Raw genomic sequence first — 18,750 nt, forward strand, 5'->3', positions numbered from 1 at the left:
AGGGCACTTGCCCCTCCGAAAAAAGCTGGAGCCCTGATCAGGTCAGGGCTCAGAACCATGGGTCCGAAGGATCAGCGTCCTTCGAAGACCACGAAGCAGGCACCCTGGCTCTGGGTGTAGGCGTCGTAACCGACGATGCGCACGTGGTGATCGGGGTATGCGCGGTGGCAAGCCTCGAGCTCACTGACGACAACGTTCAGATCCTTCTCACCGAAGAAGGGGAGCTTCCAATAAGACCAATAGATGGCCATGGAGTTGCTGGGATGGACGTGCTCAACGAGCGGGCTCCAACCCTGGGCAATGATGTACGCGATCTGGTCGTAGATCTCGTCCTGGGTCATCGGCGGGAGGAAGCCGAAGGTCTCCAGGGTGGCGACTGTTTGATAGTCACCCACGGTGCTCTGGAAAGGCATGGGGATCCTGGGTTTAAGAAAAAAGGGTGGCCGGTTGCATCAACCGGCCGAAGAAACGATCAGTTCTGAACGTCGAGCTTGTCGACGGTGTCGAACTCGAACTTGATCTCCTTCCAGGTCTCGAGAGCGATGGCCAGCTCAGGGCTGTGCTTACCGGCTTCCATGAGGATGTCCCGGCTTTCCTTCTCGATCTCGCGACCGGCATTGCGTGCCTTGACGCAGGCCTCGAGGGCCACACGGTTGGCAGCAGCACCAGCAGCGGAGCCCCAGGGGTGACCGTGGGTACCACCACCGAACTGCAGCACGGAGTCGTCACCGAAAATGGCGACCAGTGCGGGCATGTGCCAGACGTGGATACCGCCGGAAGCAACGGCGAACACACCAGGCATGGAACCCCAGTCCTGATCGAAGAAGTTGCCGCGGCTGCGGTCTTCGGGCACGAAGGATTCGCGCAGCTGGTCGATGTAGCCGAGGGTGGTCTGACGATCACCTTCCAGCTTGCCGACCACGGTGCCGGTGTGGAGCTGGTCACCACCAGACAGACGCAGACACTTGGCGAGAACGCGGAAGTGAATGCCGTGCTTGGGATGACGGTCGATCACCGCGTGCATGGCGCGGTGGATGTGCAAGAGCATGCCGTTCTTGCGGCACCACTTCGACAGACCGGTGTTGGCTGTGAAGCCACCGGTGATGAAGTCGTGCATGACGATCGGCATACCGAGTTCTTTGGCGAACTCAGCGCGCTCATACATCTCTTCGGGAGTGTTGGCAGTCACGTTGAGGTAGTGACCTTTGCGCTCACCGGTCTCCTGCTCGGACAGCTTGATGGCTTCCGCAACGAATTCGAAGCGGTTCTGCCAACGCTGGAAGGGCTGGGAGTTGATGTTCTCGTCGTCCTTGGTGAAGTCCAGACCGCCGCGCAGGCACTCATAGACAACACGGCCGTAGTTCTTACCGCTCAGGCCGAGCTTCGGCTTGATGGTGCAACCCAGCAGGGGACGGCCGTACTTGTTCATCCGGTCGCGCTCGACCTGGATGCCGTTCGGCGGGCCGTAGCAGCTCTTGATGAACGCCATCGGGAAGCGGATGTCTTCCAGACGGAGGTGGCGGAGAGCCTTGAAACCGAAGACGTTGCCGACCAGGGAGGTCAGAACGTTGGTGATGGAACCCTCTTCGAACAGGTCGAGGGGGTAAGCGATGAAGGCATAGAAAGACTCCTTGTCACCAGGAACGTCTTCGATGCGGTAGCAACGGCCCTTGTAGAAGTCGAGATCGGTAAGGAGCTCGGACCACACAGTGGACCAGGTGCCGGTGGAGGATTCAGCGGCCACAGCTGCGGCAACTTCTTCCTTGGGCACACCTTCTTGGCCGGTGCACTTGAAGCAGGCCAGCAGGTCGGTGTCGAGGGGGACGTAATCAGGAGTCCAGTAGGTATCCCTGTACTCCTTGACCCCAGCGTCGTACTTCTTGCTCATGGGAAAACTCCGTTAGGTCGGTGAAGAGGGTGAGACGTTCGCGTGCCTCGTCAGAGGCTCAGCGGAAGATCTCAGTCCTTCTGACCAAGGAAGTTGCCGTTGCCCAGTGCAGGCTCCACTTCGCGGTGGGGGCGGGCAATGATGTGTGCAGCAACCAGGCCGTCACCGACGCGCTCGCAAGCATCAGCGCCAGCACGCACTGCAGCGTTCACAGCACCGGTTTCGCCGCGCACCAGAACGGTGACGTAACCGCCACCGACAAACTCGCGACCAATCAGGCGCACTTCGGCAGCCTTGGTCATGGCATCAGCTGCCTCGATGGCGGGGACCAGACCGCGGGTCTCGATCATGCCGAGGGCGATGCCCATGGTTTCGTTAGCCATTGCCTACCGGGAAAAGAGGTGGAATGTTCGCTCGGGACATTGCTTTGCCGGAACCCTTCCCGTCAAGCGATTCGGAAGACTTTCTTGATCACTGTCCATAGTGAACTAAATAAGCTGGGCTTATCACGCAGTGCCTCACTGTTCCGGTCTGCTGTGGTGGTTCCTGTGGTCACATCCGCACAAGTCGTTGTCGAGCGTGGTGAAACTCCATATCTTCACGCTGCAACACGCTCCCGAAGCCTTGCTGAGGGGTGGAATGTTCAACCCAAATGCGTGTTGCTCGGTCGAATCCAGATATTTTTAAGTCCTACCCCCCAATCAGCCCGCACAATGGAGGCCCTCATTCGTCGGCCCCCTTGTCGCTTCAGCTCACCATTGCCACGGGTAACCCCACCAAGGTTGCTGAAATTGAGGCCATGCTGGGTCCCCTTCCCATACACGTTCAGCGTCAACCCGATGATCTGGATGTTGAGGAAACAGGAAGCACCTACCGGGAAAACGCCGAGCTGAAGGCCACCGCAGCAGCACTGCGAACTCAAGGTTGGGCGCTTGCAGACGATTCCGGGCTTGAAGTTGATGCACTCCAGTGCGCTCCTGGCCTGTTCTCCGCCCGATATGCCGAAGGCAACGACGCCAAAGTGCAGAGAATCCTTGCGGAGCTTGGCCCCTCCCTTTACCGCAGCGCCTGCTTCCGCAGCACGATGGTGCTGAGCGACCCCACAGGGACGTGCCGAGCGGCGGCAGAGGGCATTTGCTGGGGTGAGCTCCTCAGCGCACCGGCCTACCCAGGTGGCGGCTTTGAATCCTTGCTCTGGGTACGTGAAGCCCGTTGCACCTATGGCGAACTGAACCCGGCACAACTCAGCCGACTGGGCAGTCGTGGCAAAGCAGCACGAGCTCTGGCACCTCAATTACGCCAACTTCTTGGCCTGAACTGAGTTCAACGATCAGCGAGCAGAGCGATCAGCGCAATCGTGCGTTTCGGTTGACATGGTCGATGGCGCGCATCGCTGCTGCCGCCGCTTCCTCAACATCACCTTCACGCCCCGCCAGGGTGAGGCGTCCAAAGGCACCCACAGCTTTCACGTCCACCAAAGTGATATTCGAGGATTTTTCAGCCTCATTGGCAGCAATCAGCACATACCCCGCCGGCTCAGTCTCCAGGATGAACATGCTCATCCCGGCCTCAATCATCGAACCGCGTCGGTTGAGGCGGTTGATCAACACGGCGTGGTCCGGCGTGATTGCTCGAATGACTTCGGTCCAGCTCACCTCTGCTGGAGAACGCTGCTCAATCGTGCTGCCAATCGCTTCCAGCACCACATCTCCGGAATGGAGAACAGTGCTCTGGTCGCGGTGATAGAGGGCCATCGAACCAAAAGCCCGCTCCACCACCATCTGGCCGAGGCGAACATTGCTGGCTTTCAGAGCAATGTCGGTGACGCGGTGAACCGCCATGCCCGGAGAAACCTCCATCCAGAGGCAGGCGTCTCCAGGAATGGGCAGGAATCCTTGACTCACCGACCCCATGTAGGCCGCAAGTTGAGGTTGCAGCGAGTCGATGAAGACGTGGGTGCGCAGTTCGATCGACTGCACTTGACTGTTTTGGCGAAGCAGCCGGGGAGACTCGGAATCCGTTGTGACAACACAACTTGCCCCTCCCTGCTGGGAGGTCACCTCAGTACCGGTGACGAGAGCACTACCGCCGCGTCGCCGCTCCCGAGCATCGAAGCTGGCAAAACGGGTCATGGCGGGGAGTGTACCGGACGAATCCGGGGCAAACGGGCCATCAAAGAGTTAGAGCCAGCGGTCTTGCACCTTGAAAGACAGCCGATACCGTCCAGAAAACCTCTCTAGATCCTGCAATGACTGAGCAGTCTTCTTTAAAACCAGTTGATCTCAACGCTGATCAAGCCCTTGGGATGGTCAGCTTCGGCCTGATGCAACGCCTCGCGCAGGATGGGCAGGTGGATCTGCCCTGGCTGGAGGCATCAGGCAATCAAGACAGAGATCGTCTGCGTCAGCTGCGTCAACGCCTAGAGCTGACTGCATTGGCCATCGAAACAGGTGCCCCCCTGACCACGGCGGAAGTGAGCATGCTTCTCGGAGCCCGACCGGGAACGGAGCGGGCGGAACGCGGCGGCCTCGTTGCCCGTCGGGTCAGCCGCAACGTTTGGCGTTTGAGCAAAACAGAGGAGAGTGACCGTTCAGAGCGTTACGACGGATTCCGCCGCCGCCTTTGATCGCAAAGCAAGCTCTGTCGGCCAGGCCTGATCCCGAAGAGTTTGCGCTGGGTTTGGCATCCAAGCCCCAATCTTTTGCAGCTTGAGGGGCGAACGTCGCATGGAGCGGCCATGGCCGGGCCCACCCTGTTAAAGGAATCAGGACCACGGGAGGTGTTCTGTGGACTGACCTCGATCGTCTGGCTACATCGGCGCATGCCCGATGCCTTCTTTCTGGTGGTGGGATCCCGCACCTGCGCCCATCTGATCCAGAGCGCCGCTGGGGTAATGATTTTTGCCGAACCCCGTTTCGGCACCGCGATTCTCAACGAACGGGACCTGGCCGGCCTCGCCGATGCCCACGACGAACTTGATCGCGTCTGCAAGGAGCTGCTGCAGCGCCGTCCCGAGATCCGCACGCTGTTTCTGGTGGGTTCTTGCCCCAGCGAAGTGATCAAGCTGGATCTAGCCCGGGCCGCCGAACGGCTGAACGACGAGCTCTCCGGCCGAGTGAGGGTGGTGAACTACTCCGGTAGCGGCATTGAAACCACCTTTACCCAGGGAGAAGACGGGGCACTGGCGGCGCTGATTCCACTGCTCCCCGCTAGCGACGAGCGGCAGTTGCTACTGGTGGGCACCCTCGCCGATGCGGTGGAAGACAGGCTGATTCACCTGTTCCAGCGGATGGGCATCGAGACAATTCACAGCCTGCCTCCGCGGCAATCGACTGACCTGCCTGGGGTGGGAGCGGGAACCACGGTGCTACTCACCCAACCCTTTCTCACCGAAACCGCACGCTTGCTGAGCGATCGCGGCGCCACGGTGCTCACGGCCCCATTTCCCCTGGGAGCCGAAGGCAGTCGCCGTTGGATGGAGGCTGCTGCCAATGCCTTCCATCTCCCGGACGAGCGGATCGCCGCAGTGCTCGATCCGTTGATGGAACGGGCCCAAAGCGCCCTGGCCCGCCACCGCGCCGTGCTGGAGGGCAAGCGGATCTTTCTTCTCCCCGAATCCCAACTCGAACTGCCCCTGGCCCGGTTCCTGCAACGCGAATGCGGCATGGAGTTGGTGGAGGTGGGAACGCCTTATCTGAACCGTGAACAGATGGCCGCTGAGCTGGCCTTGCTCCCCGACGACACACCGGTGATGGAGGGGCAGCACGTGGAGCAACAGCTGGACCGGGTGCGCGCCAGCCAACCGGACCTTGTTGTCTGTGGCATGGGCCTCGCCAATCCGCTCGAGGCCGAAGGCATCGCCACCAAATGGTCGATCGAATTGGTGTTCAGCCCGATTCACGGCATCGACCAAGCCGGAGACCTGGCGGAACTGTTTTCCAGACCGTTGCGTCGCCGGCAAATGATTCGACCCGGTCTACATCCGAGCAACCCCGACCAAACCGTGCACGCCTGATCCCATGCAACTAACGCTCTGGACCTATGAAGGGCCACCCCATGTGGGGGCCATGCGCATCGCCGCCTCGATGCACGGCGTGCACTACGTGCTCCATGCCCCCCAGGGGGACACCTACGCCGACCTGCTATTCACGATGATTGAGCGGCGCGGGCAACGTCCGCCGGTCACCTACACCACCTTCCAGGCCCGGGATCTCGGGGGTGACACCGCAGAACTGGTGAAACGGCATGTGCGCGAAGCCGTGGACCGCTTCCAACCCGATGCCCTGCTGGTGGGTGAGAGTTGCACCGCGGAGTTGATTCAGGATCAACCGGGCGCCCTGGCCCAGGGCATGGATCTGACCATGCCGGTCGTGAATCTTGAGCTGCCGGCCTACAGCAAGAAGGAGAACTGGGGAGCTGCGGAGACCTTCTATCAATTAATCCGCAACCTGCTCAAAGCGCAGGCCCCCACAGACATCAACCATGACGCCCAGGCATGGAAACAGGAGGGCCGTCGACCCCGGGTGAACCTGCTGGGGCCGTCTCTGCTCGGTTTCCGCTGCCGCGACGACGTGCTGGAGGTGCAGAAGCTGCTCACCTTGCACGGCATCGATGTCGGCGTGGTGGCACCACTCGGTGCAGGGGTGGACGATCTGAAGCGCATCCCCGATGCCGATCTAAACGTTTGCCTCTATCCGGAGGTGGCCGAATCCACCTGCAGCTGGCTGGAGCGCAACTTCGGCATGCCCTTCAGTCGAACGGTACCGATCGGTGTGGGCGCCACCCACGATTTCCTCGTCGAAGTGCACACCCTGCTGGGGCTCGAGGCACCCGCTGCTGACGAGGGCTACAAACGCTCACGCTTGCCTTGGTATTCGGAGTCTGTGGACTCCACTTACCTCACCGGCAAGCGGGTGTTCATTTTCGGCGACGGCAGCCATGCCATTGCAGCAGCACGGATCTGCAGCCAAGAACTGGGCTTCAGCGTCGTGGGGCTGGGAACCTATAGCCGGGAGATGGCCAGGCCCGTCCGGGCAGCCGCCAAGGCCCTGGGTCTGGAGGCCTTGATCTGTGACGACTACCTAGAGGTGGAAGCCGCTATGGCCGAGGCAGCGCCAGAACTGGTGCTCGGAACACAAATGGAACGACACAGCGCCAAGCGGCTGGGGATTCCCTGCTCCGTGATCAGCACGCCGATGCATGTTCAAGACGTGCCGGCCCGGATGAGCCCCCAAATGGGCTGGGAAGGGGCAAACGTGATCTTCGACGACTGGGTGCATCCGCTGATGATGGGACTAGAGGAACACCTGATCGGAATGTTCCGCCACGACTTCGAATTCGTGGATGGCCACCAGAGCCATTTGGGCCATGCCGGTGGTGCCGGAGCAGCAGACATCTCTGCATTGAGCGACGTCCCGGAGGACGGCCAAGATTGTCTGCAATGGACAGCCGATGGGGAAGCCGAACTGAAGAAGATCCCCTTCTTCGTACGGGGCAAGGTGCGTCGCAACACCGAGGCTTACGCCCGCGATGTGGGCTGCCGGGAGATCAGCAGCGAAACGCTCTATGACGCCAAAGCCCACTTCAAGGCATGAGCAATTGCACTCATTTCTTTTTATTTAATTGAAAGAAATTCTGTTCTTGCCGCCTAGTCAAGGGCCAGATCTTTCATTTCTTAGTGAAAACCAACCACTGCACATCTGCTGCTGTTGAATGAAAATGACTTCTCTTGCAAAGGTCGCTGAATGACCACGACTCTGACGCGACCGGCGGACGGCGAAGGCAGTGTTCAGGTCCACCAGGACCCGGAAATGAACATCCAGGAGGAGACCCTGGTGATTGCCGTCTACGGCAAAGGTGGAATCGGCAAATCCACCACCTCATCGAACCTGTCAGCCGCCTTCTCAAAACTGGGCAAGCGGGTGCTTCAGATCGGCTGCGACCCCAAGCACGACAGCACCTTCACCCTCACCCACAAGATGGTGCCGACGGTGATCGACATCCTCGAGGAGGTGGACTTCCACAGCGAAGAGCTGCGACCGGAGGATTTCGTCTTCACTGGCTTCAATGGTGTGCAGTGCGTTGAGAGTGGTGGCCCACCAGCAGGAACTGGCTGCGGCGGTTACGTGACCGGACAAACCGTGAAGCTGCTCAAGGAGCATCACCTTCTGGAAGACACCGATGTGGTGATCTTCGATGTACTCGGCGATGTGGTGTGTGGTGGCTTTGCCGCCCCGCTGCAACACGCCAACTACTGCCTGATCGTGACGGCCAACGATTTCGATTCGATCTTCGCGATGAATCGCATCGTTCAGGCGATTCAGGCCAAAGCCAAGAACTACAAGGTGAGGCTGGGCGGCGTCGTCGCGAACCGCTCTGCTGACACTGATCAGATCGACAAGTTCAACGAACGCACCGGTCTGCGCACCATGGCCCATTTCAGGGATGTGGATGCAATTCGTCGGTCGAGGCTGAAGAAATGCACCATCTTTGAAATGGATGATGAGGATGAGGCAGTGGAAGCTGTGCGCAATGAATACCTGCGGTTAGCCCAGAACATGCTCGACAAGGTGGAGCCCCTGGAGGCCGTATCCCTCAAAGACCGCGAAATCTTCGACCTGCTGGGCTTCGACTGAAGAGATTATTTCTGCGTCTGGAGCAATAAAACCAGCCCAACTGGCCATTTAACTTCAGCCCTTCCTGGAGTGTGATCCTGAATGTGATTGCACTCCAGAGAAATAAATCGAATTTCTAGGCAACGACCACCTCAATCAAACCACCTCTCCGAGGCTCATCGCCTGGATAGAGAGCCGATACGAGCAAGCAAGCTTTTAGCCCCCTGCTAATCAGGCTCAGGCCAAACCCACCAAGGCCATGGACAACTCCCACACCCGCCGTGCCGTCTCCGGATCGGTGGCCTTGTCGGATAGTTCCTGGCTGAACTGCTGACCATCCTTTTTCTGGCGGTTGCCCCAGCTCCAGTGCACACCGGAATCAGCAAAGTCGGGATTGGCCACCACATCTGCCACCCGTTCTCCGGCTAAAGCCTGGGAGACGTAGCCGCCGGTGATGTTCTTCTGGAACCAGGGGAAGATCTTCTGAAAGGCCTTGGGCGTGTTGCGGAACAACGGGGTATCCGCCACGCAGCCGGGGTAGAGCGAGGTGAAGGTGATGCCCGTGTCTCCGTGCAGGCGGCGGTGCAGCTCCTGGGTGGTGATCATGTTGCAGAGCTTGCTGTCTTTGTAAGCCTTGCCGGGCTTGAACGGCTTGCCACTGGCCATGGCGATGGGGTCTTTGAAACCGCCCTCAAACCCGGAGAGATCCCCCAGATCCGCCGGCGCAGGGATGGGAATCTTGCCCCCCAGTTCCTTGGAGTTGGCGGTCACGGTGCCCAGGATCACCACCCGCTTGGAGGGATGGGTGGACGTCTTGAGCCGACCCAACAGCAGCTGCACGAGCAGGAAATGACCAAAGTGGTTGGTGGCCATCGAGATCTCGTACCCCTGGGGAGAGAGCTCCGGCTGCTTCAGTTTCGGCTTGTAGACCGCCGCATTGCAGACCAAGGCATCCAACCGCTCGGGTAAGGCATCAACCGCTCGGCGCACACTGTCGAGATCACCCAGATCCATCAACACGTGCTGAAGCCGCTCCTTGGGGAGGTCCAGCTCATCAGCGGCAGCCGCTGCTCGCTGCGGGCTGCGATTGGCAGTGATCACCGTCCAGCCCCGCTTCACCAGAGCGCGCGTGGCATTCAGGCCGACACCTGATGTGGTGCCGGTGATCAGAACGGTGCCGGGCGTGGACATCAAGACAGGGTCAGGAAGGTTGTCAGTCTGCCGGTCAGCACTCAATCCCAACGCCGCTGGTCACGAATCTCAGCGCCAGATCACACGTAAGCGATTGGGTCCGATCCACTGATCCTGCTCGCTGATCAGGCGCTTCTCTCCTCCAATACTGAACAGACGATCGAACCGCTGCTGCAGCGTGTCCAATTTGGCCGTCTCGATCGACACCACCGCCGAGATTTCACTGTGACGGTCCATCCGTTCCTGATAAGCCACCGACAAGCGGATCAAGCTCACACAGCCCAACAAAACAAGACCTGCCTTGGCAGCCAGGGCGAGAAGGCTGCACTGCAGTTCTTGTTGGTCGGTCTGTCGCTGAATTGCTGCAGCCATGGTGACTGCATCCGTGCGGGGAGCTGAACTTTGAGCCTGACTGGCGGTCACCGCATCAGCACGAACATCCGCTTTTAACGCAATCCGTTGACGGTGCCAAGACCAGCTCCACGCACGTTGATATCACGAGCCGATTGAAATCAGGCTTCGTAGAGGCTGATGGAGAGACGCAGGGCCAGAACAGCGGCATGGGCAGCCACCACGAGGGCAATGAACACCTCAGGTGCAGAGAGAAGGGTTTCCATGGGAACCATGCATCAAACGCTCCCATTCTTCTCCGAGGGAGGGGCTGCAGGCCATCATTCGCAAAGGCCTGTCACACCAGCCCATGGATTCGGTTCTGATCGATGCCCCTGCAATCCGGTCGTTGGATCTGCGGCCGCTGGAGATATGGAGCGATCAGCCGCTGAACACACTGCTCGGCCAAGGGCCAGTGCTCGAGCTCCGTTTCGACTGGCCCCGAGCCCAGGATGACCCGCGCGAACTACCGGAATGTCCGGAACCTCGCCTCTGGGCCCTGCGGGCGGATGCACGGTTCCCTTGGCTGCCACTGTTGCTTGAACGCGACCAGGGCAGCCTGATCCGCCATGTTGCCCTGGTGGTGCCCCACAGTTTCAGCCGCAGCGAAGGCCTGCGTTTTGACCCTGAGGCCTTGGAGCTCTGGGTGACGCATCGCTTGATGCTGCTGGACGACCTCTGCCAACAGCAGCTGGGACGGCCGATGCAAGGCAACCTCTCCCAGATGGCCGCAGCCCTGGGTTATGAGCTCGATGCAGGGTTCTGGTCATTACTGAACTGAATTGAATTGACTTGAACTGTTGAACAGTTGGCCATTCAGCTCAGCAAGAGCTGCAGGGCCCGCCTTGAGCTGTCGATCGCCAGGATGATGGCGAGAGCCTTCAGGCAGCGCACCAGAAGAGCTGCATCAAATTGATCGAGACGGCTGGCTGCCCACTGGGCGGCAATGGCCGCCACACCACCCAGCAGCAACCCCATCAGAGGAACCCCGCGGCCCTCATGCAGGAACTGCAGAGACGCTGCGCTTGCTGAACAGAGCACCGCTACCGTGCTGAGCCGCACGGCCTGATGAATCGGCACGGATAACGGACCGCTCATCAGCGGCACCATCACCAGCCCCCCGCCTAGGCCCAACATCCCGGCGGTCCAGCCGGCGATGCAACCCACACCAGCCAACTGCGGTGCTCTGCTGTCATCAACGTCCTCGCTTGCGTCTTCCTCGGCCCGTTCCCGAACGCAGAACGCCAGCACGATGTACATCAAGGTCTGCATCGCCAACAGCATCCATCCCGCCGCAAAGCCAGCCAGGCCACCGAACAACAGGGCCGAGCCAAAGGCCGCCAAGCCGATGGCGAGCCCGGGCCGTGTCGGTACCCGCCCTTGGCGCAGGTGAGTGATGGTGCCCGCCAGTGCCGTGGGCACAATGGCGAAACTGCTGGTGGCCAGGGCCTGATGGGGCGGGAGATCGAGCCAGAGCAGGAGCGGGGCAAAGATCAAGCCGCCGCCAATCCCCAACAGCCCCGCCAGCCCCCCCGCCAGCAGACCAAGGGCAATCAGGATCGGCACATCCCACCAGGGCACCATGGCGTGCGATCGATGCTTTCCTCCAGCATGCCCGCAACCGGGCGTCTGCTTCCCACCCAGCAAGCGGATGGACACACCCAGATGGCCTTGGATGCCTGGCTTCTAAAGCGATGCAACGGCCCGGCATTGCGCTTTTACCGCTGGGATGGGCCCTGGCTCTCGCTGGGACGCCATCAACGCCAGTGGCCTGAGCACTGGAATGAACTGGCCCGTCACGGCCGCCTCAGCCTGGTGCGCCGCCCCAGCGGCGGCCGAGCGGTGCTGCATGCCGGCGGTCTCACCTACGCCTTGATCTGGCCTGATGCACCACGACGTCGCCAGGAGGCCTACCGCCAGGCCTGTCAGTGGTTGGTTGATGGCTTCAAGGGACTCGGTCTACCGCTGCACTTCGGATCCGACCCGGCTGGAGCCGAAGCCAGCAACTGTTTCGCCAGTGCAACGGTGGCCGACCTGGTGGATGGATCCGGAGTCAAACGGGTCGGCAGCGCCCAGCGCTGGCAGAACGGTCGTCTGCTTCAGCACGGAGAAATCCTGCTGGATCCGCCCGCCGACCTTTGGTTTGAGGTGTTTGGGGAAGCGGCACCGGCAGTAGCCCCGACGCAGATCAGCCGACTGGATCTGGATCAGCAGCTACGCCAGAGCATGGTTCAGTCGTGGCCTGACTTCTGTTGGCAAATGCAGCCCCTGAACACCAAAGAAGTTCAGGAGTTGGACGACGAACTGGCGTCCTGGTCGGAGCTCTGAGCCTGCATCGTCTGGACCATTTGAGGGAGCATCGCCAGTCCCAGGGGATAGCCATTGCGCTTGCGCGCCTCCTCAAGGATCGCGGAGGGGAGGCTCACCCCCAGACGCTTCAGCACCGCATCCCCCACATCCATACGATCGAGAGTGCCGGAGGGAAGCCCCGCAGCACTCATCACCAGAAGGCGTCCCTGGGATGCCTTCTCAATGGCCGGCACCGCTTCCACCAGAGGGGCGGAACACACGATTGAGGGCAGTTCAGAGAGGGGGCGCAGATGATCCTCGAGTCGCTGCTGGTCCCATTGCTGCACCGGCAAGAGTTTCAATGGATGATCGTCAATCCAGCCCACCCAACGACCGCTCTTACACACGAGCACCCAATCGGCGGGTCCCTCCCCCTCGCTGGCGGTTAGCCGCAGCTGGCTGAGGCGCCGCAACGTCTGATCCGCCTCCAGCACGCGAAAGCGTCGGCCCGCCGCGGCCTCCACTTTCAACTCCCGCAGCACGTTCTGCAACTGCAGCATCTGGGTCTGACTGCGGTTGGCACTCAGCCCGAACCAGCCGATCAACATCAGCAGGATCCCGTTGATCCCCCAGCCCTGCCAGAGCAGGACACCGCCCATCAGAATCATCAAAATCGACAACGCACGACCGGACGCCGACGCCACCTGAACGCCCTTCTGCTGACTGCCACTGATCTGCCAGACCAAGGCCTTCAGGATCAGCCCGCCATCGAGAGGAAGACCTGGCAGGAGATTGAACAGACCCAGCATCAAGTTGAGCAACCCCACCTGGCTCAACAGCTGCGTCGCCAAGGGCTGGGTGTCGGAGAGAGCTGCAGCACCCACCAGCATCCCGAGGGCCAGCAAAAGGCTGACAATCGGGCCAGCAGCAGCAATGCGCAGATTGCCCATCGCTGTGGGGCATTCCTTCTCAACCCGGGCAATACCGCCCAGATGAAACAGGGTGATGCTTAAGACCTTCACCCCTTCCCGTAGGGCCATCAGGGCATGACCCAGCTCATGCAGCAGCACGGAGCTAAACAGCAGCAAGGTTGTTAGAAAACCCAGACCCCAGCTGGCTGTTCCCGAGATCGTGGCGGCATATCGAGATTGGAACAACGTGGTGAAGATCGCAACAGCGAACAACCAGCTGGGCTGGAGCCGCAGTGGGATTCCGCCGATCTTGAGCACCTGCCAGCCCTCTCCCACCGCCAATTCCGTCGTGTGCCGCTGTCGCGGGCTGTCATCCACGATCCTAGGGAGAGCAATCGATGCAGCCCTTGCGTGATCCCCGCCCCAGTCCAGACCTCAAGATCTGTGGGATCACCGACCTTGAGCAAGCACTCGCCATTGCGCGCATGGGCGTGCAGGCGATTGGTGTGATCGGCGTTCAAGGCACCCCGCGCTACGTCGAACCATCCCAGCGCAGGGCCTTGTTCACGATGCTCGAGGAGCAGCATCCGCTACTGCATCGGGTTTGGGTTGTAGCAGATCCCGACGATGCCGCGCTTGAGGAAGCGCTGAGCGGTGCAGGCCAGCCCTCCGTGGTGCAGCTCCACGGCGGCGAATCAAGCGATCGCTGCCGGATCTTGAAACAGCGCTATCCCCAGCAGCAGTGGTGGAAAGCCCTCCGAGTGCGGGAACCCACGGATCTCCCGAAGCTCAAGCAATACGACACCCATGTGGATGCTTTGCTCCTCGATGCCTGGAGCTCCGATCAACTGGGCGGCACAGGACACCGCATCCCCCTCGATTGGCTCGGTCAGACCGAGCTATCAGTGCCGTGGTGGCTGGCCGGGGGCGTGAGTTCGGAATGGGTTCCAGAACTGCTCAGCAGGGTGAACCCTCAAGGTCTGGATGCCTCCAGCCGACTCGAAGAACGACCTGGATGGAAAAACCTCGACAAGGTTCAGGCCCTTGTCGAGGCAGTACATCAGGGTTGATACAGACCTGATCAGGTGCTGAGCAAGGCTTCCTGCTGACGCACCAGCTCAAAGAACTCCTGCTTGAGACTTGGATCGTGGCGGAAATCACCGCGCACCACCGAGTTCACCATGCTGGTTTGCGGCTCCTTCACACCACGCCATTTCATGCAGTAGTGCTGAGCCTTGATGATGATGCCAAGCCCCTGAGGCTCGCAGAGCTTCTCAATTTCATCGGCAAGGATCATCACCGCTTCCTCCTGGATGTGCGGGCGAGAAAACACCCAGTCGGCGACACGCGTGAACTTGGAAAGACCGATAACCCGAGCTCCAGGCTTGATCCCGATCCAGCAATTGCCCATGATCGGCACAAGGTGATGGGAACAGGCGGAGCGCACCGTGATCGGACCAACGGTGTAGATCTCATCCAGCTGCTTCACATTGGGGAAGCTGGCCACTTTGGGTTGCTGGTGGTAGCGCCCTTTGAACACTTCCTGCAGGTACATCTTGGCGACCCGCTCGGCCGTCTCATGGGTGTTGTGATCGTTATCGATATCGATCACGAGGCTCCGCAGCAGGTCGCGAACCTTGTCTGCAACTTCAACCTGCAACTGATCCAGCTCTCCGGGATGGAGGTGATCAGCAATGTTGTCGTTGGCCAGGAAGGAAACTCCAGATTCGACCAACCGTTCACGAATACGGGCTGAGACCTGGGGCTTTAAGAGCTTGTTGCCGTTGCCGTTGCCGTTGGCGACGCCGTTGGAAACGAAAGGGACTGTAGTTGTCATGGTGTTCGTTTAAAAGGCGCCGGCGGCCGGCATAAGGGTGAGGTCTTCGATCAACTGGTTGCTGGGTTGCATCGCCAGATTCGCCAGTGTCTCTGCTGCCTGATCGATAGAGAGCATGGCACGACGATCGAAATCGCTTTGTACGGTTTCCGCGTCCCAAAGCGGTGTGTTGACGGCTCCGAGGGTGAGGGTGCAGGCACGAATGCCATGGCCTCGCTCCTCTTCTGCCAGACAGCGGGTGAAGCTGGCCAAAGCAGCCTTCGTCACGCAATACGCTCCCCACTGGGGGAAGGCATTGCGGGCCGCATGGCTGCTGATGTTGATCACCAGTCCGCCGTTCTCACGCATGGAGGGAACGACAGCAGAACAAACCTGCATCACGCTGGTGACATTTAGCTGTAGCAGCCATTGCCAACGATCCAGCGGCATGGACAGAAGTTCACCGGTGTAAGCAGCACCGGCGTTGTTGATCAACACCGAAGGGGTCGCCCCCCGCTGCAATAGATCAGCCATCGCCAAAGCGATCGCATCGGGTTGGGTCAGGTCAATGGCTGCAGACGCCACAGAGACGCCCTGCTCACCGAGCTGTGCAGCGAGCTGATCAAGTTGATCGGCACTACGGGCCGTCAGCAGAAGATCCCAACCCTGTTGAGCCAGAAGTTCGGCTGTGCGGCGACCAATGCCTCGGCTCGCACCCGTAATTAGAGCCGTTGGCAAAAACCGTTAGCAAACCGCGATACTTTAAGCCGCTTTCTCGACATCCTGTGACGTTTTTTCGAGAAAGCGCCCCATCGCCCTGAATTTGGAGTACCTGGCATCGCGGAGCTCCTGTTCCGACAGGCTCAACAATTCATCGAGATGCCGGTCAATCGCCGCCCGCAGAATTTCGCCGGCGTCCAACGGTGCCCAGTTGTTGCCACCGGATGGCTCCTCGAGCACCTCATCCACCACCCCCAGCTCCAATAAATCGCGGCCGGTGATTCGCAAAGCCGCCGCGGCATCAGGCGCCTTCGCTGCATCACGCCAGAGAATGGAGGCGCAGGCTTCAGGGCTGGCAACGGTGTAAACGCTGTGCTCGAACATCAGCAATCGGTCCGCAACCCCGATCCCCAACGCACCCCCGGAACCGCCTTCGCCGATCACAGTGGCGATCACCGGAACGCGTAAGCGGAACATTTCACGCAGGTTGACTGCGATTGCTTCACCCTGGCCCTGCTCCTCCGCTTCGAGTCCGGCATAGGCGCCAGGAGTATCGATAAAAGTGAGGATCGGCAAGCGAAAGCGATCGGCGTGGTCCATCAACCGCATCGCTTTGCGGTAGCCACCCGGAGCGGCCATCCCGAAATTGCGTGCGACGTTTTCCTTGGTGTCGCGTCCTTTCTGATGGCCGATCAACATGATCGGTCGATCACCAACCCTACCGACGCCGCCAATCAACGCCTGATCGTCATTGCCACGACGGTCTCCATGCAGTTCGACCCAGTCGTCACAGAACATCTGAATGAAATCCAGCGTGCTCGGACGATGCGGGTGGCGGGCGACCTGAATCTTCTGGGCGGGAGTCAGACCCTGAAAGATCTCCTGACGCCGACGGGCTGCGAGGGTCTCCAGCTGCTGCAGCTGCTGCGACACGTCAACTTCCGAATCCCTGGCCAACTGGCGGATTTGCTCAATCTGCTGCTCCAGCTCAACAAGCGGTTTTTCGAACTCAAGCAGGGGGCGACGGGGCATGGCTCTCCGGGGATCAGGCGGCAGTGGCCTGCAGGTTGGGATGGAGGTTCAGAGTGCTGAACCCATGGCGGACCGATGCCGCACCGATGAAATCCATCTTCTCGAGGGTGATGTTGTTGCGCCCCCAGCTGAAGTTGGTGTGACAGCGCTCGAACTCGAGCAGCATGGCCTCTGCGAAACAAGCAAACATCTGGCGCTGAGGTTTCTCCATCTCGGCGATGGCCATCATCGACCAACCGATGTCGCGGCAGAACTCAACGATTCCACCCTTCAAGACGTGAATCCCGCCACCAGCGACCTTGGTATCCAGATTCTTGGGGTAGCCCCCATCAATCATCAAACAAGGCTTCTTCAGGCTGTTGTGGTCGATCTCAAGCGTCTTGGGCATGCTTGCCACCCAGACGACCACATCCGCCTCCGGCAGAGCCTCATCGAGCGTCAGGATCCTTCCACCGCCGAGCTCCTGTTGCAGGTCCAGCAACGGTTGCTGCTGTCGCGCCACTAGTAACAGTTCTTCGACGCCGGTTCGCGCCTGCAGCCAACGGCAAACGGCGGAACCGATGTCACCGGTTGCTCCAACAACGGCGACCTTGGCCTTACTTAGGTCGATACCAAGAGTTGGCGCGTTGTTCTCCACCTGGCGGCAGATCACCCATGCCGTGTGAGTGTTCCCGGTGGTGAACCGCTGCCAATCCAGGGTGGTGCTGCGCACCGTCTGGTGCTGCAGGAGATTGAAGTTCTCGAAAATGATCGAGGTAAAACCGCCCAGGGCGGTGATGTTGATGCCCTTCTTCTGGGCAAGTTCCATCGCGTTGAGCACCTTACGGCGAGCCGTCTTGAAACGGCTCAACATCTCGGGCACAAAGCAGGAATCGATGTAGGCACCCTCGATGATCGTGCCCGTTGGACTGGTGACTTCAACGTGCTCCACAAGCTGCGGAGGTGCGCTGCACCACACATCAAGATCACCATCCGAGATGTGATCGAACCCGAGTTCCATTGCCTTGCGGCGAGCGGCCTCAAAACTCGTTGAATGTCCGATCAGACCAAACATGTACTACTGCTGACGTCTCAAAGAACACCTCAAGGGACCATGCTCCCACGCCAACCGGTATCGACGGCAACGTGCCTGTCGAAAAACCGGCGTCAATTGGGTCCTGAACTGGCTTAAACGGCCAGAGCTGCCGCCGCCATCCGGGCGATGTCACGGGAGGTGAAACCGATTTCACCCAAAGCTTCTTGGTAGGCAATCAGGAAGTCTTCGATCAGGTCTTCCTTTTCCATATGAAGGACGGCAGCGTCAGCAGCCACGTCTTCCAGCATCGAGCGAATTAGGGGAAGGTTGGCCTTGTTTGCTTCGAACAGCTCATCCTTGCTGGTTTCGAAGTTGGCCTTCAGCCATTCCTGGCCATAGTTCAGATGGGTGTACTCATCTTTGACGACACCCTCTGTGATCTTGCGAGCGAAGGGATCAGCAACGGGGATATAGATGTGATATGCCGAAATGGCAAACGCTTCGATCAACAGAGCCTGGATCAACAGGCAAGTAACCACCTTGCCTTCCTTGAGCGCAGCCTGGAAGTTGCCGTGAAGCGGTTCGAAGAACTTCTTGGCAAAAGGCAGGTCAGCTTCAACGCCCAGGTTCCGGCCGCAGGAGGTGAAGCCCTTCATGTGCTTCATTTCCATCCGTGCCAGACGCTTGAGCTCCTCAGCCTGTTCGGGGATCAGCGTCCCGAGAGAGATGTAGTTGTCGTGAGCTTCCTGCTCGCCCTCGATCACGATGGCGTTGATCCGGCTGTAGGCGTCCTTGTAGGCAGCAGTTGTGAAATCGGGCAGTGCGTCTTGGCCCTCCAGCACAGGTGCTTCAGGTGCGTTGAGGGTCGTCATAGGACGCTTGCT

Annotated in this window: 22 protein-coding genes; 8 read left to right on the forward strand and 14 right to left on the reverse strand. The window is 59.9% G+C overall.

The window, feature by feature from the left end; genetic code table 11:
- Positions 1-71 precede the first annotated feature (71 nt).
- The 3 genes from FZZ92_RS07725 to FZZ92_RS07735 all read right to left on the reverse strand — a co-directional run bounded on the left by FZZ92_RS07725 (position 72) and on the right by FZZ92_RS07735 (position 2,271).
- A complete protein-coding gene (locus FZZ92_RS07725) occupies positions 72-413 on the reverse strand; it encodes a ribulose bisphosphate carboxylase small subunit (protein ID WP_115023886.1) in 342 nt (113 codons plus the stop codon).
- A 59-nt stretch (positions 414-472) separates the two neighbouring features.
- The gene (locus tag FZZ92_RS07730) at positions 473-1,888 is read right to left on the reverse strand and encodes a form I ribulose bisphosphate carboxylase large subunit (RefSeq protein ID WP_115023888.1); all 1,416 of its coding nucleotides are present in this window, start codon (positions 1,886-1,888) and stop codon (positions 473-475) included.
- Positions 1,889-1,959: 71 nt separating this feature from the next.
- Positions 1,960-2,271, reverse strand: coding sequence for a BMC domain-containing protein (locus FZZ92_RS07735; protein ID WP_006169870.1), 312 nt, complete (start codon positions 2,269-2,271; stop codon positions 1,960-1,962).
- A gap of 356 nt (positions 2,272-2,627) precedes the next feature.
- Here FZZ92_RS07735 and FZZ92_RS07740 point away from each other — a divergent pair, with 356 nt between their 5' ends.
- Positions 2,628-3,209 carry a non-canonical purine NTP pyrophosphatase gene (locus tag FZZ92_RS07740; RefSeq protein WP_226398819.1) on the forward strand — a complete coding sequence of 194 codons (582 nt, stop codon included), beginning with the start codon at positions 2,628-2,630 and terminating at the stop codon, positions 3,207-3,209.
- Between the two features lie 25 nt (positions 3,210-3,234).
- On the opposite strand, the gene FZZ92_RS07745 is transcribed toward FZZ92_RS07740, so the two are convergent.
- Positions 3,235-4,020, reverse strand: coding sequence for a BMC domain-containing protein (locus FZZ92_RS07745; protein ID WP_115023891.1), 786 nt, complete (start codon positions 4,018-4,020; stop codon positions 3,235-3,237).
- Positions 4,021-4,136: 116 nt separating this feature from the next.
- On the opposite strand from FZZ92_RS07745, the gene FZZ92_RS07750 reads away from it, so the two are divergent.
- The 4 genes from FZZ92_RS07750 to bchL all read left to right on the forward strand — a co-directional run bounded on the left by FZZ92_RS07750 (position 4,137) and on the right by bchL (position 8,523).
- Positions 4,137-4,514 (forward strand): hypothetical protein, encoded by a 378-nt coding sequence (locus FZZ92_RS07750; RefSeq protein ID WP_115023893.1) that lies wholly within the window; start codon positions 4,137-4,139, stop codon positions 4,512-4,514.
- A 111-nt stretch (positions 4,515-4,625) separates the two neighbouring features.
- Complete coding sequence (locus tag FZZ92_RS07755) at positions 4,626-5,903, forward strand: ferredoxin:protochlorophyllide reductase (ATP-dependent) subunit N (protein WP_115023895.1); 1,278 nt, start codon at positions 4,626-4,628, stop codon at positions 5,901-5,903.
- Positions 5,904-5,907: 4 nt separating this feature from the next.
- Positions 5,908-7,482 carry a ferredoxin:protochlorophyllide reductase (ATP-dependent) subunit B gene (locus FZZ92_RS07760; protein WP_226422945.1) on the forward strand — a complete coding sequence of 525 codons (1,575 nt, stop codon included), beginning with the start codon at positions 5,908-5,910 and terminating at the stop codon, positions 7,480-7,482.
- Positions 7,483-7,632: 150 nt separating this feature from the next.
- Positions 7,633-8,523: a ferredoxin:protochlorophyllide reductase (ATP-dependent) iron-sulfur ATP-binding protein gene (gene bchL / locus FZZ92_RS07765; RefSeq protein WP_226422946.1), complete on the forward strand. Its 891-nt coding sequence runs from the start codon at positions 7,633-7,635 to the stop codon at positions 8,521-8,523.
- A 216-nt stretch (positions 8,524-8,739) separates the two neighbouring features.
- On the opposite strand, the gene FZZ92_RS07770 is transcribed toward bchL, so the two are convergent.
- The 3 genes from FZZ92_RS07770 to psaM form a co-directional block, all read right to left on the reverse strand.
- On the reverse strand, positions 8,740-9,693 hold the full coding sequence (locus tag FZZ92_RS07770) for a protochlorophyllide reductase (RefSeq protein WP_226422947.1): 954 nt from the start codon (positions 9,691-9,693) through the stop codon (positions 8,740-8,742).
- Positions 9,694-9,762: 69 nt separating this feature from the next.
- The gene (locus FZZ92_RS07775; RefSeq protein ID WP_115024328.1) at positions 9,763-10,065 is read right to left on the reverse strand and encodes a hypothetical protein; all 303 of its coding nucleotides are present in this window, start codon (positions 10,063-10,065) and stop codon (positions 9,763-9,765) included.
- A 140-nt stretch (positions 10,066-10,205) separates the two neighbouring features.
- Entirely contained in the window at positions 10,206-10,310 is a 105-nt protein-coding gene (psaM, locus tag FZZ92_RS07780) for a photosystem I reaction center subunit XII (protein ID WP_170951253.1), read from the reverse strand.
- A gap of 83 nt (positions 10,311-10,393) precedes the next feature.
- On the opposite strand from psaM, the gene FZZ92_RS07785 reads away from it, so the two are divergent.
- Complete coding sequence (locus FZZ92_RS07785) at positions 10,394-10,864, forward strand: CRR6 family NdhI maturation factor (RefSeq protein WP_226422949.1); 471 nt, start codon at positions 10,394-10,396, stop codon at positions 10,862-10,864.
- Positions 10,865-10,899: 35 nt separating this feature from the next.
- Here the strand turns inward: FZZ92_RS07785 and FZZ92_RS07790 are convergent, their stop codons facing one another.
- A complete protein-coding gene (locus tag FZZ92_RS07790) occupies positions 10,900-11,667 on the reverse strand; it encodes a sulfite exporter TauE/SafE family protein (RefSeq protein WP_226408084.1) in 768 nt (255 codons plus the stop codon).
- A gap of 27 nt (positions 11,668-11,694) precedes the next feature.
- On the opposite strand from FZZ92_RS07790, the gene FZZ92_RS07795 reads away from it, so the two are divergent.
- The gene (locus FZZ92_RS07795; protein WP_226422950.1) at positions 11,695-12,411 is read left to right on the forward strand and encodes a lipoate--protein ligase family protein; all 717 of its coding nucleotides are present in this window, start codon (positions 11,695-11,697) and stop codon (positions 12,409-12,411) included.
- Here the strand turns inward: FZZ92_RS07795 and FZZ92_RS07800 are convergent.
- Complete coding sequence (locus FZZ92_RS07800; protein WP_226423014.1) at positions 12,369-13,619, reverse strand: site-2 protease family protein; 1,251 nt, start codon at positions 13,617-13,619, stop codon at positions 12,369-12,371. The genes FZZ92_RS07795 and FZZ92_RS07800 overlap by 43 nt on opposite strands.
- A 62-nt stretch (positions 13,620-13,681) precedes the next feature.
- Between FZZ92_RS07800 and FZZ92_RS07805 the strand changes: the two genes are divergently transcribed.
- Positions 13,682-14,353: a phosphoribosylanthranilate isomerase gene (locus tag FZZ92_RS07805; RefSeq protein ID WP_226422951.1), complete on the forward strand. Its 672-nt coding sequence runs from the start codon at positions 13,682-13,684 to the stop codon at positions 14,351-14,353.
- Between the two features lie 11 nt (positions 14,354-14,364).
- On the opposite strand, the gene folE is transcribed toward FZZ92_RS07805, so the two are convergent.
- From folE to FZZ92_RS07830, 5 genes are all read right to left on the reverse strand, one after another.
- A complete protein-coding gene (gene folE, locus FZZ92_RS07810; RefSeq protein ID WP_226422952.1) occupies positions 14,365-15,120 on the reverse strand; it encodes a GTP cyclohydrolase I in 756 nt (251 codons plus the stop codon).
- A 9-nt stretch (positions 15,121-15,129) separates the two neighbouring features.
- Positions 15,130-15,837 (reverse strand): SDR family oxidoreductase, encoded by a 708-nt coding sequence (locus FZZ92_RS07815; RefSeq protein ID WP_226422953.1) that lies wholly within the window; start codon positions 15,835-15,837, stop codon positions 15,130-15,132.
- A 24-nt stretch (positions 15,838-15,861) separates the two neighbouring features.
- Positions 15,862-16,851 (reverse strand): acetyl-CoA carboxylase carboxyltransferase subunit alpha, encoded by a 990-nt coding sequence (locus tag FZZ92_RS07820; protein ID WP_226422954.1) that lies wholly within the window; start codon positions 16,849-16,851, stop codon positions 15,862-15,864.
- A gap of 13 nt (positions 16,852-16,864) precedes the next feature.
- Complete coding sequence (locus FZZ92_RS07825) at positions 16,865-17,905, reverse strand: long-chain acyl-[acyl-carrier-protein] reductase (protein WP_226422955.1); 1,041 nt, start codon at positions 17,903-17,905, stop codon at positions 16,865-16,867.
- 113 nt (positions 17,906-18,018) lie between these two features.
- Positions 18,019-18,738, reverse strand: a complete 720-nt coding sequence (locus tag FZZ92_RS07830) for an aldehyde oxygenase (deformylating) (RefSeq protein ID WP_226422956.1) — start codon at positions 18,736-18,738, stop codon at positions 18,019-18,021.
- Between the last annotated feature and the right edge of the window lie 12 nt (positions 18,739-18,750).

It is taken from the genome of Synechococcus sp. MU1611 (genome assembly GCF_020514255.1).
Taxonomy (GTDB): Bacteria; Cyanobacteriota; Cyanobacteriia; order PCC-6307; family Cyanobiaceae; genus Parasynechococcus.

Bases quoted from the DNA above. Each gene is read 5' to 3' on its own strand.
- FZZ92_RS07830 (WP_226422956.1), bottom strand. From the start codon at position 18,738: ATGACGACCCTCAACGCACCTGAAGCACCTGTGCTGGAGGGCCAAGAC.
- FZZ92_RS07755 (WP_115023895.1), top strand. From the start codon at position 4,626: ATGGCCGGGCCCACCCTGTTAAAGGAATCAGGACCACGGGAGGTGTTC.
- FZZ92_RS07760 (WP_226422945.1), top strand. From the start codon at position 5,908: ATGCAACTAACGCTCTGGACCTATGAAGGGCCACCCCATGTGGGGGCC.
- FZZ92_RS07790 (WP_226408084.1), bottom strand. From the start codon at position 11,667: ATGGTGCCCTGGTGGGATGTGCCGATCCTGATTGCCCTTGGTCTGCTG.
- FZZ92_RS07770 (WP_226422947.1), bottom strand. From the start codon at position 9,693: ATGTCCACGCCCGGCACCGTTCTGATCACCGGCACCACATCAGGTGTC.
- FZZ92_RS07735 (WP_006169870.1), bottom strand. From the start codon at position 2,271: ATGGCTAACGAAACCATGGGCATCGCCCTCGGCATGATCGAGACCCGC.
- FZZ92_RS07730 (WP_115023888.1), bottom strand. From the start codon at position 1,888: ATGAGCAAGAAGTACGACGCTGGGGTCAAGGAGTACAGGGATACCTAC.
- FZZ92_RS07775 (WP_115024328.1), bottom strand. From the start codon at position 10,065: ATGGCTGCAGCAATTCAGCGACAGACCGACCAACAAGAACTGCAGTGC.
- FZZ92_RS07785 (WP_226422949.1), top strand. From the start codon at position 10,394: ATGGATTCGGTTCTGATCGATGCCCCTGCAATCCGGTCGTTGGATCTG.
- FZZ92_RS07820 (WP_226422954.1), bottom strand. From the start codon at position 16,851: ATGCCCCGTCGCCCCCTGCTTGAGTTCGAAAAACCGCTTGTTGAGCTG.
- psaM (WP_170951253.1), bottom strand. From the start codon at position 10,310: ATGGAAACCCTTCTCTCTGCACCTGAGGTGTTCATTGCCCTCGTGGTG.
- bchL (WP_226422946.1), top strand. From the start codon at position 7,633: ATGACCACGACTCTGACGCGACCGGCGGACGGCGAAGGCAGTGTTCAG.
- FZZ92_RS07825 (WP_226422955.1), bottom strand. From the start codon at position 17,905: ATGTTTGGTCTGATCGGACATTCAACGAGTTTTGAGGCCGCTCGCCGC.
- folE (WP_226422952.1), bottom strand. From the start codon at position 15,120: ATGACAACTACAGTCCCTTTCGTTTCCAACGGCGTCGCCAACGGCAAC.
- FZZ92_RS07805 (WP_226422951.1), top strand. From the start codon at position 13,682: ATGCAGCCCTTGCGTGATCCCCGCCCCAGTCCAGACCTCAAGATCTGT.
- FZZ92_RS07795 (WP_226422950.1), top strand. From the start codon at position 11,695: ATGCCCGCAACCGGGCGTCTGCTTCCCACCCAGCAAGCGGATGGACAC.
- FZZ92_RS07750 (WP_115023893.1), top strand. From the start codon at position 4,137: ATGACTGAGCAGTCTTCTTTAAAACCAGTTGATCTCAACGCTGATCAA.
- FZZ92_RS07725 (WP_115023886.1), bottom strand. From the start codon at position 413: ATGCCTTTCCAGAGCACCGTGGGTGACTATCAAACAGTCGCCACCCTG.
- FZZ92_RS07745 (WP_115023891.1), bottom strand. From the start codon at position 4,020: ATGACCCGTTTTGCCAGCTTCGATGCTCGGGAGCGGCGACGCGGCGGT.